This window comes from Rhizobium laguerreae (genome assembly GCF_002008165.1).
In the GTDB taxonomy this organism is placed as follows: domain Bacteria; phylum Pseudomonadota; class Alphaproteobacteria; order Rhizobiales; family Rhizobiaceae; genus Rhizobium; species Rhizobium laguerreae.
This window is the reverse complement of sequence record NZ_MRDM01000009.1, coordinates 391,855-405,182: the sequence shown is the minus strand read 5'-3', so window position 1 is coordinate 405,182 and position 13,328 is coordinate 391,855. Positions and strand designations below refer to the sequence as shown.

The 13,328-nt window shown below is 60.2% G+C and carries 12 protein-coding genes; 5 read left to right on the top strand and 7 right to left on the bottom strand.

Going from position 1 to position 13,328, the window contains the following annotated elements; translation table 11 throughout:
• The first annotated feature begins 101 nt into the window (after nucleotides 1–101).
• From BS630_RS08165 to BS630_RS08150, 4 genes are all read left to right on the top strand, one after another.
• Nucleotides 102–1,598: an NAD-dependent succinate-semialdehyde dehydrogenase gene (locus tag BS630_RS08165; protein ID WP_077977004.1), complete on the top strand. Its 1,497-nt coding sequence runs from the start codon at nucleotides 102–104 to the stop codon at nucleotides 1,596–1,598.
• 31 nt (nucleotides 1,599–1,629) lie between these two features.
• Nucleotides 1,630–3,009 (top strand): aspartate aminotransferase family protein, encoded by a 1,380-nt coding sequence (locus BS630_RS08160; RefSeq protein ID WP_077977003.1) that lies wholly within the window; start codon nucleotides 1,630–1,632, stop codon nucleotides 3,007–3,009.
• A 14-nt stretch (nucleotides 3,010–3,023) separates the two neighbouring features.
• Nucleotides 3,024–4,097, top strand: a complete 1,074-nt coding sequence (locus BS630_RS08155) for an alcohol dehydrogenase family protein (protein WP_077977002.1) — start codon at nucleotides 3,024–3,026, stop codon at nucleotides 4,095–4,097.
• Nucleotides 4,098–4,268: 171 nt separating this feature from the next.
• On the top strand, nucleotides 4,269–4,664 hold the full coding sequence (locus BS630_RS08150; protein WP_011648837.1) for a DUF4112 domain-containing protein: 396 nt from the start codon (nucleotides 4,269–4,271) through the stop codon (nucleotides 4,662–4,664).
• 145 nt (nucleotides 4,665–4,809) lie between these two features.
• Here the strand turns inward: BS630_RS08150 and BS630_RS08145 are convergent, their stop codons facing one another.
• The 6 genes from BS630_RS08145 to BS630_RS08120 all read right to left on the bottom strand — a co-directional run bounded on the left by BS630_RS08145 (nucleotide 4,810) and on the right by BS630_RS08120 (nucleotide 11,012).
• A complete protein-coding gene (locus BS630_RS08145) occupies nucleotides 4,810–5,847 on the bottom strand; it encodes a Gfo/Idh/MocA family protein (RefSeq protein WP_077977001.1) in 1,038 nt (345 codons plus the stop codon).
• 128 nt (nucleotides 5,848–5,975) lie between these two features.
• Complete coding sequence (locus BS630_RS08140; protein WP_077977000.1) at nucleotides 5,976–6,761, bottom strand: ThuA domain-containing protein; 786 nt, start codon at nucleotides 6,759–6,761, stop codon at nucleotides 5,976–5,978.
• Nucleotides 6,762–6,823: 62 nt separating this feature from the next.
• Complete coding sequence (locus tag BS630_RS08135) at nucleotides 6,824–7,849, bottom strand: ABC transporter ATP-binding protein (RefSeq protein WP_077976999.1); 1,026 nt, start codon at nucleotides 7,847–7,849, stop codon at nucleotides 6,824–6,826.
• A gap of 11 nt (nucleotides 7,850–7,860) precedes the next feature.
• Nucleotides 7,861–8,691 (bottom strand): carbohydrate ABC transporter permease, encoded by an 831-nt coding sequence (locus tag BS630_RS08130; RefSeq protein ID WP_077976998.1) that lies wholly within the window; start codon nucleotides 8,689–8,691, stop codon nucleotides 7,861–7,863.
• A complete protein-coding gene (locus BS630_RS08125; RefSeq protein ID WP_077976997.1) occupies nucleotides 8,691–9,677 on the bottom strand; it encodes a carbohydrate ABC transporter permease in 987 nt (328 codons plus the stop codon). The genes BS630_RS08130 and BS630_RS08125 overlap by 1 nt, the downstream gene beginning before the upstream one ends.
• A gap of 69 nt (nucleotides 9,678–9,746) precedes the next feature.
• Nucleotides 9,747–11,012 (bottom strand): ABC transporter substrate-binding protein, encoded by a 1,266-nt coding sequence (locus BS630_RS08120; RefSeq protein WP_077976996.1) that lies wholly within the window; start codon nucleotides 11,010–11,012, stop codon nucleotides 9,747–9,749.
• A 269-nt stretch (nucleotides 11,013–11,281) separates the two neighbouring features.
• Here BS630_RS08120 and BS630_RS08115 point away from each other — a divergent pair, with 269 nt between their 5' ends.
• Nucleotides 11,282–12,295: a substrate-binding domain-containing protein gene (locus tag BS630_RS08115; protein WP_077976995.1), complete on the top strand. Its 1,014-nt coding sequence runs from the start codon at nucleotides 11,282–11,284 to the stop codon at nucleotides 12,293–12,295.
• 57 nt (nucleotides 12,296–12,352) lie between these two features.
• Here BS630_RS08115 and BS630_RS08110 read toward each other — a convergent pair whose 3' ends face one another.
• A complete protein-coding gene (locus BS630_RS08110) occupies nucleotides 12,353–13,318 on the bottom strand; it encodes an ROK family protein (protein WP_077976994.1) in 966 nt (321 codons plus the stop codon).
• Nucleotides 13,319–13,328: the final 10 nt, after the last annotated feature.

Genomic DNA, 13,328 nt, shown 5'->3' with positions numbered 1-13,328 from the left:
GCCATCCTTTGGACCATCTCTCTCTTTTCGCATCCGCCAACAGACAATCTCTCGCCCGCTCCCGTGGAAGACTGATGTCAACCGCCACGAGGAGAATGGACATGACCGCCGTTTTTGCCCGCCCCGCCTATCATGACGCGCTGTCGCGGCTTGGCGACCGCCATCTCCTGCGCGATCTGGCCTATGTCGGCGGCCGGTGGATCGCCGGCCAATCAGGGAAAAGTTTCGAGGTCACGGATCCCGCTTCTTCGGCGACGCTGGCCTGGGTTGCAAGCCTTGGCGCGGATGAGACGGCGGTGGCGATCGATGCTGCGTCGGAGGCTTTTGCCGCATGGCGCGCGATGCTGCCGCAGAGCCGCGCGGCGATCCTGCGCAAATGGTTCGAGCTGATGCTGGCGGCCAAAGAGGATCTGGCGCTGATCATGACGCTCGAACAGGGCAAGCCGCTTGCGGAATCGCGTGGCGAGATTGATTACGCCGCCTCCTTCGTTGAATGGTATGCCGAGGAAGGCAAGCGGCTGAACGCCGAGAGCGTCACCAGCCACCTGCCCGGCGCGGAAATGATTGTCCGGCGCGAGGCGCTCGGCGTCGTCGGCATCGTCACGCCCTGGAATTTCCCCTCTGCCATGCTCACCCGAAAGGCTGCCGCAGCGCTGGCCGCCGGCTGCACGGTCGTCGCCCACCCCTCCTCCGAAACGCCGCTTTCGGCACTGGCTCTTGCCGAGCTTGGCGAGCGCGCCGGTATTCCCGCCGGCGTCTTCAACGTTATCACCGGCAATGCCGCTACGATCGTCGGGCGCATGTGCTCCGACAATCGCGTGCGCGCCATGAGCTTCACCGGCTCCACCGGCATCGGACGGCTGATCGCCGCCCAATGCGCACCAACCCTGAAGCAATTGGTGATGGAACTCGGCGGCCACGCCCCGCTGATCATCTTCGACGACGCCGATATATCAAAGGCGGTCGAGATCGCCGTCAATGCCAAGTTTGCCACATCCGGCCAGGATTGCCTCGCCGCCAATCGCATCTTCGTCCAGCGGCGCATCGCCGATGCCTTTGCCAAGGCCTTCGCCTACCGCATTGCCGAACTGAAGGTTGGTCCAGGGCTCGAAGATAGCGCAGAGATCGGACCGCTGATGCATGAACGCGCCGTCGCCAAGGTCGAGGAACACGTCTCCGACGCGCTGGCGCGTGGCGCGCGGCTCGTTACCGGCGGCAAGCGCCACAGGGCCGGCCGGCTCTTCTACGAGCCGACGCTGCTGACCGATGTGCCGGCGGATGCGCTGATCATGCGCGAGGAGACTTTTGGCCCTGTGGCGGCCATGACCGCCTTCGACACGGAAGACGAGGTTATCGCCCGCGCCAACGATACCGAATACGGTCTCGTCGCCTATATCGTCACAGAAAGCGGCGCCCGCCAGATGCGGCTCGGCCGTGCGCTGGAATACGGCATGGTGGCGGTCAACCGCGTGAAAATCACCGGCGCTCCCATTCCCTTCGGCGGCTGGAAGCAGTCCGGCCTCGGCCGCGAGGGTTCACGCCATGGGCTCGAGGCCTTCACCGAGCTCAAATATCTCTGCATCGATACGGCTGCCTGAGCCGCCCCATTTTCAAGAAAGAGGCTACGACATGCTCGATAGAAGCAACGAACTCACCGCCTGGGACCGCGATCACTTCTTCCATCCCTCGACCCATATGGGCGGGCATGCCCGCGGCGAGACGCCGACCCGCGTCGTCGCTGGCGGCGAAGGCGTCTACATCACCGATACGACAGGCCGCAAAAGCCTCGACGCCTTTGCCGGCCTTTACTGCGTCAATGTCGGCTACGGTCGCCAGAAGATTGCCGATGCGATCGCCGAACAGGCGAAGAACCTCGCCTATTACCACGCCTATGTCGGCCACGGCACGGAAGCCTCGATTACGCTGTCGAAGATGATCATCGACCGCGCGCCCGCCGGCATGAGCCGCGTCTATTTCGGTCTCTCCGGCTCGGACGCCAACGAGACCAACATCAAGCTCATCTGGTACTACAACAACGTCCTGGGCCGTCCGGAAAAGAAGAAGATCATCTCACGCTGGCGCGGTTATCACGGCTCTGGCGTCATGACCGGCAGCCTCACCGGCCTTGCGCTCTTTCACAACGCTTTCGATCTGCCGCGGGCACCGGTGCTACACACCGAAGCACCCTATTATTTCCGCCGCCCCGACCGGTCGATGAGCGAGGAGCAGTTCTCGCAATATTGCGCCGACAAGCTCGAGGAGATGATCATCGCCGAAGGCCCGGAAACGATCGCCGCCTTCATCGGCGAACCCATCCTCGGCACCGGCGGTATCGTACCGCCGCCGAAAAGCTACTGGCAGAAGATCCAGGCCGTGCTCGACAAATATGACATCCTGCTCGTCGCCGATGAAGTCGTCACCGGCTTCGGCCGTCTCGGCACGATGTTCGGCTCGGACCATTACGGCATGAAGCCGGACCTGATCACCATCGCAAAGGGCCTGACCTCGGCCTACGCTCCTCTTTCCGGCACGATCGTGTCGAACAAGATGTGGCAAGTTCTGGTGCAGGGTTCCGATCAGCTGGGCGCGATCGGGCACGGCTGGACCTATTCCGCCCATCCGATCTGTGCCGCCGCAGGCATTGCCAACCTCGAACTGATCGACGAGCTCGGCATTGTCGAGAATGCCGGCGCGACCGGCGCCTATTTCCGTTCGGAACTCGCAAAGGCCGTCGGCGGCCACCGCAACGTCGGCGAAGTCCGCGGCGACGGGCTGATGGCGGCCGTCGAATTCGTCGAGGACAAGGACGACCGCACGTTCTTCGATGCCGGCCGCAAGATCGGCCCGCAGGTCGCCTCCGCCGTCCTCGAACGCGGTGTCATCGGCCGCGCCATGCCGCAGGGCGACATCCTCGGCTTCGCCCCGCCGCTTTGCCTGACACGCGAGGAGGCCGATATCGTGGTCAAGGCCGCGGCGGATGCGATCGAAACCGTCTTCAAGAACATCTGAGGGAGAAGAGCGGCATGACGATCCCGGAAAAGATGGCTGCGGTATTGCTCACCGGCCATGGCGGTTTGGACAAGCTCGTCTACAGCATGGACGTGGCTGTTCCGAGACCCACGGACGGCGAGGTTCTGATCCGCGTCACGGCCTGCGGCATGAACAATACCGACGTCTGGGTCCGTCAAGGCGCCTACGGCACCGAGGATGATCCATCGGCCGTCTCCACGTGGCGCAGGCAAGGCAATACGCTGACATTCCCGCGCATCCAGGGCACCGATACGGTCGGTCATATCGTCGCCGTCGGAACCGGCGTTGATCCGGCGCGCATCGGCGAACGCGTCATGGTCGACTTCTCGATCTATAACCGCGACGACGACAGCCTCGCCGACATCGATTACATGGGCCATGGCCGCGACGGCGGTTATGCAGAATACATGGCACTGCCGGCCGAGAACGCCCATGTCGTCGCAACCGATCTGACCGACGTCGAACTCGCCACCTTCTGCTGCGCCTATCTGACCGGCGAGCGCATGCTGGAACGGGCAAGGCTTGTCGCCGGTGAACGCGTCCTCGTGACCGGCGCCTCGGGCGGCGTCGGCTCGGCGATCATCCAGCTCGCACGTGCCCGCAGCGCCATCCCGATCGCGGTCGCAGGCCCCGGCAAGGAGGCGGCGATGCTCGATATCGGCGCCGAGGCGGTGGTGACCCGCGGCAAGGGCGATCTGGTGGAAGCCGTCCATTCCGCCAGCCGTGGCCACCCGATCGATGTCGTCGCCGATCTCGTCGGCGGGCCGCTGTTCAACGATCTCCTGAAGATCCTGCGCCCCGAAGGCCGCTACACGACAGCCGGCGCCATCGCCGGTCCGGTCGTTCAGCTCGATTTGCGGACCATGTATCTGAAGCAGCTGGAGCTGCACGGCTCGAGCCAGGGAAGCCGCGCCGACTTCCGCCGGATCGTCGGCTACATCGAAAGCCGGAAAATCCGGCCTCTCGTCGGCGGCGCCTATCCGCTGTCGGAATTCCACCGCGCGCAGACCGACTTCATGGCGAAGAACTTCGTGGGCAAATTGGTCGTGGTTCCCGACGAGAGATGATCCTTGCTTTCGAGGGCGAACCTTATCGGGTTTGCCGCGTTTCACGGCCATGGAATATCATCATGGCACCGGGCTTTCGCTGCGTCGGAATATTTCGCAGCAATGCGATGACATCCTTCCCGCGCCCTCGCTGGAGGGGGCGGTACGGTCGTTTACGCCGAAAGGTCGCTGATGCCAGCCTCCGCCAGCACGAAACACCTGACGTCCATCGAACTTGGAAGAATTCGGCGCGCCGTCGGCATAGCGCGCCTGATGGATACCGCTGTCAGATTGCCTGTCATCGGCGTGCGGATCGGTGCAGACTCGATTCTCGGCCTTATCCCGGCCGTCGGCGACATTGCCGCATCCCTCATCGGTCTTTTCATCATCGATGAGGCAAGACGCCTCGGCATTCCCACCCACAAGCTCGCACGCATGGCCGTCAATCTCGGGATCGACGCCGCCGGCGGAACCGTTCCGCTACTTGGCGATATCTTCGACGTCTATTTCAAATCTCATCGCCGAAACGTCGGCATCATTCTCGACCACTTTGGGATCAGCGAAGATGAGCTGAATCGGCGCATCTGACCAAGCCGGCGTCCCTTTGCAACTTCCCTGTCGAGGAATTTGTACGAGGCCGTCGGCACCGGTCCCAAGGAGGCCGCGTAACCGGTGCCCTCGCCTTAAAAGACGAGCAACCTGCAGAGGTGGATCTGAACTGGAGCGCTTTCGCTTAAAGTTCAGTCAGAGCGCCGGCCGTCTTCACTGCGTGGTCAAGAACGAATTGCAGCTTGGCGGCGTGGCCGAAACCCGGCTCATCTGGCTGCCCCTTTTGTACGGCGTTTGCAAATCGCTGGAAATTGGTGATGACCGGTTCGACCTCGATCGTGCGCCAGATTGCCTTGTCCGCGTCGGGACCTTCACATGCCCTGAGCGTCGAACCTTCAGGCGTATGCACCACCTCCAGCGCGCCCTTGTCTCCATGCAGGCGCAGGCGCAATTCGTTCAGATGGCCAGTCGCCCAGCGCGTTGCGTGAATGACGCCAGCGGCACCGTTTTCGAGTTCAGCCATCATCAGGAAACTGTCATTTGCATCGAGATCATACTCGCCGATCCGATTTCCGGGGCTCTTGTCGAACACCTTGAGATGCGATGCGGCCGCCTTGACGTCACTTCCGGCGGCAAAAACCGCGAAGTCGAGAATATGGATACCGACATCGCCCAGCACGCCATTGGAGCCGTGCTTTGTCGACAGTCGCCAAAGCCATTGCGATTCCTTGGTCCAGTCGCCCCACGCCTTTGAGACCAGCCAGCTCTGGAGATAAGACGCCTCGAAGTGGCGGATCGCGCCGATGCGTCCGTCCAGCACCATCTTACGCGCTGCTTGCAGCGGCGCTACATTACGATAGGTAAGGTTTACCATCGTGACCTTGCCGGACGCAGCGGCGGCGTCGGCCATCTCTTTGGCTTCGCGGTAGTTAACCGCAAGCGGCTTCTCGCAGAGGACATGCTTTCCGGCGCCGAGTATCTTCATTGTCGTGGAATAATGCGCGCGATCCGGCGTGACATTGGTCACGGCGTCAAACTCTCCCCAGGCAAGCGCGTCATCAAGCGACGTGAAAGTAAGTGGGATACCATGCCTGAGCGCGAAGGCCCGAAGCCGGACCTCGTCCGTATCGACAGCAGCAACGATTTTTACGTCGGCGATTTCGGAAAAATTCATGGCATGGGTGTTTGCCCATCCTCCGGTTCCGAGAATGATCAAGCGCATTTTTGTCCTCATGGTCGTTTATCGAACTGTTAGCAGCAAAATCGATCGTCTTTCACAAGCACCAGACACCCTTGCCGATAGCGCCCGTCTGTCATGGTCTCCACGCCCAAGGAAGGCGTTTCAATTTCTCAGCGGTAACCGGCTTCGCCGGCCTGGTGCAGTCTCGGGCCGCGTTCGACGATCGGCTCCAGTGCTGTTTCTACCGGCACATTTGGGGCATCGGTAATGCTCTTCAATGCACCCTCAGGGTTATAGGCCCACTTGACGCCGTTGATCAGCACCTTCTGGACATTGGCGTCGTGATAGGTCGGATAGGTCTCGTGACCGGGGCGGAAATAGAAGATGTTGCCGGCGCCGCGGCGCCAGGTCAGGCCCGAGCGGAACACTTCGCCGCCCTGGAACCAGGAGATGAACACCGTTTCGAGCGGTTCCGGCACCGAAAACTGCTCGCCGTACATTTCCTCGTTCTCAAGTTCGAAATGCTCGCCGATACCGGCGGCGATCGGATGGCGCTGGTTGATCGTCCACAGACGCTCGCGCTCCCCCGCCTCGCGCCATTTCAGCGCGCAGGGCGTGCCCATCAGCCGCTTGAAGATCTTGGAGAAATGGCCGGAATGCAGCACCAGCAGGCCCATGCCTTCCCAGACGCGCTTGGCGACACGCTCGACAACGACATCGGAAACTGCGCCGTGATCCTTGTGGCCCCACCAGGTCAAGACGTCGGTCTCAGTAAGGCGGGCTTCGCTGAGGCCGTGTTCCGGCTCCTGCAGCGTCGCCGTCGTCGCCGAGATACTTGGATCGGTGTTCAGCGCATTGGCGATCGTCGTGTGCATGCCCTCGGGATAGATTCCCCGGACGATCTCATTGGTATTCTCGTGGATGTTCTCACCCCACACAACGGTGCGAATGGTCACGTCGTTCTCTCCTTATAGTTAAAACGGATCGAGCCTTGGGAGGAACATCGACCCTGGGAAAATCAGGCAGCCCGCATGGATGCTCGCTCAAGCGCCCGGCCCGACCGGTCGAAACGGTGAACGTGGCCGGCAAGCGGCACAAGGCCAAGCGTTTGGCCAGGCGCGTGGCGGGAGACACCGGCTTCCCGCACGACGAACGGCTCATCCGCCCCGATATCCAGATAGACGAAGCTATCGGCGCCGAGGATTTCCGAATGGATGACCGTGCCGCTCCAAACGGGCGACTCGGGCGTGATGCAAACATGCTCTGCGCGCACACCAATCGTATGGCTATCATAGGGTTGCGCCAGCACGCCCGAGAGGAAATTCATTTTCGGTGAACCGATGAAGCCGGCAACGAAGACCGAATTGGGGCTTTCGTAAAGTTCCAGCGGCGTGCCGATCTGCTCGACGACGCCGTCCCTCAACACGCAGATCCGATCGGCGAGTGTCATGGCCTCGACCTGGTCATGGGTCACATAGATCATCGTCGTGTTGTGCATGCTGCGATGAAGCTTCGCGATTTCCAGCCTCGTCGCGACGCGAAGCGCCGCATCGAGGTTGGACAGCGGCTCGTCGAAGAGAAAGATCTTGGGATCGCGTACGATCGCCCGGCCGATTGCGACGCGCTGACGCTGGCCGCCGGAAAGCTGTCGCGGCAAGCGGTCCAAGTAGGGTGAGAGCTGCAGCATGCCGGCGGCCTGTTCAACACGCTGGCGGCATTCGTCTCTGGTGCTCCCGGAAAGTTTCATGCCGAAAGCCATGTTGTCGAAGACCGTCATATGCGGGTAGAGCGCGTAGGACTGGAACACCATGGCGATCCCTCTCTTCGACGGCGCGTGCTGGTTCACCGTCCTGTTGTCGAAGGAGAGGGTTCCCGACGTGATGTCCTCGAGCCCGGAGATAAGCCGCAGCAGCGTGGACTTGCCGCATCCCGACGGCCCCACGAACACCATGAACTCGCCCCGGCGGATGTCCATCGTCACGCCTTTGATCACCTCGAAAGCGCCGAAGCTCTTGCGGATATTCTCCAGTCGGATTTCTGCCATGTCCTACTCCCTCAACCCTTGACGCCGCCGGCGGTCAGTCCCGAAATGATCCGTCGCTGGAATATCAAAACAAGCACGACGACCGGTACGGTGACGATTACTGAAGCCGCCATGATGTTGCCCCACGGGATCTCGAATGCGCTGTTGCCCGAAAGCAGGGCGATCGCAACCGGGACGGTTCGCTGCGTATCCGACGATGTGAATGTCAGGGCGAAAAGAAACTCGTTCCAGGCGGTGATGAAGGCGAGCAGTCCGGTTGTTACCAGCGCCGGCCACATCAACGGCATGAACACCTGGGTGATGATGACCCACGGTGAGGCGCCGTCGACGATCGCCGCCTCCTCGATCTCGATCGGCAATTCCCGCATGAAGGTCGTCAGCACCCAGACGGTGAAGGGGAGCGTGAAGATCATGTAGGAAAAGATCAGCGCGAAGGGCGTGTTGAAGATGCCGATCCAGCGGATGAGTTCGAAGAGGCCCGCAAGAACGGCAATCTGCGGAAACATCGACACCGAGAGGATGGTCAACATCAACAGTGCCCGCCCGCGGAAGTGCACCCGGGCCAAAGCGAAGGAAGCGGTGATCGAAAGTAGCAGCGATGCTGAAACAACGACGCAGGCGATCATCGCGGAATTCGCCAGACTGCGGACGAAACCGCCCTGGCCCATTACGGACGTGTAGTTGCCGAAGGAGATCGAGGTCGGCCAATAATCGACTTTGAAAAGGGCCGTGCCGGTCTTCAGGCTCGTGAGGATCGCATAGTAGAACGGAAATACCGCAATGATGACGATGATTGTGACGAGCAGGTAGAAGAGCGTATTCTTGGCGAACGAAAGCAGCATCAACGTTCCTCCCCGCCGAGCTTGACGCGACCGAGCCAGATATAAAGGACGGTTACGGAGGCAATGATGAGGAAAAGCACCGTTGACGCGGTGGCGCCGTAGGCGAACTTGTCGAAGTCGAACAGGTTCTCGCGCGCCATGACCGACATGGTCTTCGTCTGCGCATTGTTGGGCGTCAGTACATAGATCAGGTCGAAGATGCGCATCGCATCCAGTATCCGGAAGATCACGGCAACCATGATGGCCGGTCGGATCAGCGGCAGCGTCAGACGCCAGAAAACCTTGACCGGATTGACGCCATCGATCTTGGCAGCCTCATAGATGTCTCCCGGAACCATCTGTAGTCCCGCAAGAATCAGAAGCGCCATGAAGGGAGTCGTCTTCCAGACATCGACGATCAGCACTGCGATCATCGCCGTTTCCAGATTGGCGGTCCAGGCAATCTTCTCGCTGATAAGACCGAAGCCGAGCAGAATATCGTTTAGAATGCCGAACTGATCATTGAGCATCCAGGCCCACATCTTTGCTGAGACGATTGTTGGGATCGCCCAAGGAATGAGGATTGCGGCCCGTACGATCCCACGCCCGACGAACCGTGCGTTCAGCACCAAGGCGACGATCAGCCCGAGCCCGGTCTCGATGACCACCGAAAGGACGGTAAACTTGGCAGTGTTCCAGACGGCATTCCACCAAACCGGATCGGCAAGCAGCCCGCGATAGACGGTCCTTCCGCTCTTCAGTGTCACCCAAGACAAATAATTGTCAAAGCCGACGAACTGCGCATTGCCAAGGTCGTTCAGCGACGCATTCGTAAAACTGAAATAGATCGTTCTGAACAGCGGCCAGCCAGCGACGATTGCCAAGATCAACAGCGTCGGCGCCAGAAACATCCATGCCGATCGAACGCGCTCGGATCGCAACTCCGTGGTGGCTCTGAAATGGGAAACCCTGGGCTTGACTGCTTGTGGAACTACGATTTCGCTCATGAAACGTCTATCCGTCGTTAGCGCGTCCGAAGACCGGACCGGCGGCTTGACAGCCGCCGGTCGGAATACTCACCAAGCGTCGCCTTTGAGGGTCGTTAGGTCGGCTTCGAGAAGCTCGAGGTTATCGGCAGCTGAGCCGCTGCCTGACAAGGTATTGTGCACCGCAGTCCAGAACTTTGAGGACACCTCATTGTACTTTATCTTGGCCGTCGCCGAAGGGCGTGGCACCGCGTCCTGGAAAATGGGTTTCCAGTTCGGCATGAAGGGCTGCGCGGCAGCAACATCCTTGTCGTCATAAATATCCGTCAGGGTCGGCAAATTGGAGAGTTCGATCGCACGTGCCTTTTGAACGTCCTTCGACGCCAGGAATTTTACGAGCGCGATGGCTGCGTCCTGCTTTTCGGAATATTTCGAAACCGCCAGGTTCCAGCCGCCAAGTGCCGAAGACGGCTTATCGCCGACGGCTGCAACCGGTAGCGTCATCACGTCGAACTTGCCCTTCACGACGCTGTCGGCACCGTTTCCGAGAGAATAGGCATAAGGCCAGTTGCGCATGAAGACGGCGTTGCCGGTCTGCCAGACACCGCGCGATTCTTCTTCCTGATATGCGAGCACCCCTGGCGGTGAGATCGTGCCGATCCAGCCCTTGGCCCGTTCAAGCGCGGCTGCCGCCTTCTCGTTGTTGATCGAGATCGTCCCGTCCGGCTCGACGATCTGGCCGCCGCCCGACGATTTCACCCATTCCAGTCCGTTGCAGGTAAGCCCTTCGTAGGAATTGCCCTGGAAGACGTAGCCCCAGAGGTCCTTCTGTCCGGCCTGGCGTTCCTTATCCTGAATCTCTTTGGCGGTTGCGGCCATCTCGTCCCAGGTCTTCGGCGGCTGTTTTCCATATTTCTCCAGCAGGTCCTTTCGGTAAAACAGCGCAGGAGCATCGGTAAACAACGGCAGCGCCACAAGCCGACCATTGACAGTCTGAGACGCGATGATCGACGGGAAGAACTGGCCGACAACGTCCTTGGCTGCCTCCTTCAGATCGACGAACTGGTCGGCAAGCTGCGGTGCCCAGATGACATCGGTCTGATAGACATCGACGTCCTTGTTTCCAGCAGCAAGCCATAGGCGATATTGCGAAAATTGCTCGCTGCTCGATGACGGCATGGTCACGAGCTTGACCTGATTGCCGGTATCTTTCTCGAAAATAGCCAGCTGCTTGTTCAAGAATTCGACGTTTTTTCCCGTTGTGTTGGCGGCAAAGGAAATTTCGGCAGCACGGATCGGGCCGGCGGTCGCGATGGCGATTCCGAGCGCGGACAAGCCCAAAGCAAATTTTTTCATGATCTCCTCCCAGAAATTGAAATCGATTTGGCGATCAGACCATTGCAGAAGGTCGCAGAGGCGTCAAGCCCACCAAGATTAGCGATCCGCAGTTGCATTATGAAGAGAAATTGACTGATATACAGTGTGTAGCGGTATTTTTTACCCCTACGAGCAGAGATTCAAAGTAACAAAATTGAAACCGATTTCAATTTTTGCCGGACTGACACTTGCCCGTTGCGCATCGCCAAAGCTTCGTCCATTGATTGCCGGGACAGAGAAGACATCCGATGAAACTTCGTGAATTTGCAAAGCAGCTTGGGCTCTCTCCGACGACGGTCAGCCGTGCGCTCAGTGGCTATCCCGAGGTGAGCGAAGCCACGCGCGCCCGGGTTGCAAGCGAAGCAATGCGCCTTGGCTACCGCCCCGATATCAATGCCGTGCGGCTAAAGACCGGGAGAGCCGGAGCGATAGGCGTCATGATGGCGCGGTCGGGAGAAATCCATTTTGCCGAATTCATGTCGGGTATGGCACAGCGCCTAGAAACGGCCGATACCGATATTCTCATCACGCCTATTACCGCACACAATGATGAGGACGAGATGCAGGCCTACCGACGCCTGGTCGAAAGCCGCCGGGTGGATGCGGTGATCATTCATTCGCCTCGCCCGAGGGATCCGCGGATCGGAGTGCTGAACAGCTTAGGCCTGCCTTTCCTGGTTCACGGCCGATCGGAATCCGAGCACGTTCACGCGTGGCTCGATATCGACAATGAAAATGCCGTGCGTCGGTCCACCGAACATCTGCTCGATCTCGGGCATCGGCGCATTGCCATGATCAATGGTCTGCGGGGCAAGACGTATTCGATCCATCGCGAGCAGGGTTTTCGGGTCGCGCATCAGGAACGTGGGCTCGTCGCCGATCCCAACCTAATGGTCTGCGATAAATTCTCCGACGAGAGCGGCTTTCGACATGCCCGCTCTTTTCTCGAGAGGGCGAACGCGCCGACTGCCATCGTTGCCGGTTCCACGATGACAGCGCTTGGTGTTTACCGTGCTGTCCGTTCGCTTGGGATGACGGTGGGACAGAATGTTTCCGTCATCGCCCATGACGACGTCTTCCCATATCTAACGGCCGAAAGCATGGTGCCGTCGCTCTCGACAACACGATCGTCCATGCGTGCCGCGGGCACGCGCTGCGCTGAGCTAACGCTACAGCTTATCGCTGGACGTGCCGTCGATGAGATCCACGAATTGTGGCCAGTCGAACTGATCCTGAGGGAAAGTACCGCCCCGCCGCCCTGACGGAGAGCAACCTCTCGATAGTGCGTTTGCCGACGCACGCAGGATCGGCCTGCTTTTTTAAAGCTGATCGATCGCAGGAACCTTGCCGCTCAGAAACGCCAGAGCCGCTGCGCCGACGAGGCCCGAGTTCTGATCCAATGCGGCCAGCATCACCCCGACATCCTTGAATGCCGGCATTGCCCATTGCGTGATGTAGGCTTGAATGCCGGGTTGTAGACGATCGAACTCGTGGGAAAGCCCGCCTCCCATCACGATGATATCGGGACTGAAGATATGGATCAGGCTGGTGAAGCCGCGACCGAGAATTTCCGCTTCTTCGTCAATCAGTTGATTTGCGAGCCGATCGCCATCTCTTGCGGCTGCGAAAACGCTGCGGCTGTCGATGGCGCCGCCATCGCTGCCGATCGTCGTCCCGCTGGATTCCATCGCCCGCATTTGAGCGCGGCGCGCAAAAGCTGTTCCGGATCCGTAGGCCTCGAAACAACCCCTGTTGCCGCACGGGCAAAGCTCTCCGTTCGGCACGACCGACATGTGCCCGACATGGGCTGCCATGCCCTTGCGGCCGCGCACGACGCGACCGTCCGACACAACGCCACCGCCAATGCCGGTACTCACCGTGACATAGACCAGATTATCGAGGCCCTTGCCGGCTCCGAACTGCCACTCGCCGATGGCAGCGGCAATCGCATCGTTCTCGAGGTCGACCGAAAACGGAAACCGCTTCTGCAATTCCGCCTTCAGCGGAAAGTCGACAAAGCCGGAGAGGGTCGGGATATTCGAGGCGACACCGGCGACCGTATCGAGCGGGCCCGGAGCGGATACGCCGACGCCCACTACCGAGGCAGGGTTCGATGCTGCAAGCAGTCCATCGGTCAAGCCGCAGATTTGGGCGAGCACCCGGTCGGGGCCTGCCAGCGCATCCGTCGGTTCGGCTGCACGCGCCAGGATCCTGCCCTGCTCGTCGACGAGGGCAGCGCGCACCTGCGTCCCACCGAGGTCGATTCCAATGGCAATCTGCTGCATGTGAAGACCA

Excerpts from the sequence above, each read along its gene's own strand:
- BS630_RS08135 (WP_077976999.1), bottom strand. The coding sequence starts at position 7,849 with ATGGCAGAAATCCGACTGGAGAATATCCGCAAGAGCTTCGGCGCTTTC.
- BS630_RS08150 (WP_011648837.1), top strand. The coding sequence starts at position 4,269 with ATGCCAGCCTCCGCCAGCACGAAACACCTGACGTCCATCGAACTTGGA.
- BS630_RS08130 (WP_077976998.1), bottom strand. The coding sequence starts at position 8,691 with ATGCTGCTTTCGTTCGCCAAGAATACGCTCTTCTACCTGCTCGTCACA.
- BS630_RS08120 (WP_077976996.1), bottom strand. The coding sequence starts at position 11,012 with ATGAAAAAATTTGCTTTGGGCTTGTCCGCGCTCGGAATCGCCATCGCG.
- BS630_RS08125 (WP_077976997.1), bottom strand. The coding sequence starts at position 9,677 with ATGAGCGAAATCGTAGTTCCACAAGCAGTCAAGCCCAGGGTTTCCCAT.
- BS630_RS08155 (WP_077977002.1), top strand. The coding sequence starts at position 3,024 with ATGACGATCCCGGAAAAGATGGCTGCGGTATTGCTCACCGGCCATGGC.
- BS630_RS08145 (WP_077977001.1), bottom strand. The coding sequence starts at position 5,847 with ATGCGCTTGATCATTCTCGGAACCGGAGGATGGGCAAACACCCATGCC.
- BS630_RS08165 (WP_077977004.1), top strand. The coding sequence starts at position 102 with ATGACCGCCGTTTTTGCCCGCCCCGCCTATCATGACGCGCTGTCGCGG.
- BS630_RS08115 (WP_077976995.1), top strand. The coding sequence starts at position 11,282 with ATGAAACTTCGTGAATTTGCAAAGCAGCTTGGGCTCTCTCCGACGACG.
- BS630_RS08110 (WP_077976994.1), bottom strand. The coding sequence starts at position 13,318 with ATGCAGCAGATTGCCATTGGAATCGACCTCGGTGGGACGCAGGTGCGC.
- BS630_RS08160 (WP_077977003.1), top strand. The coding sequence starts at position 1,630 with ATGCTCGATAGAAGCAACGAACTCACCGCCTGGGACCGCGATCACTTC.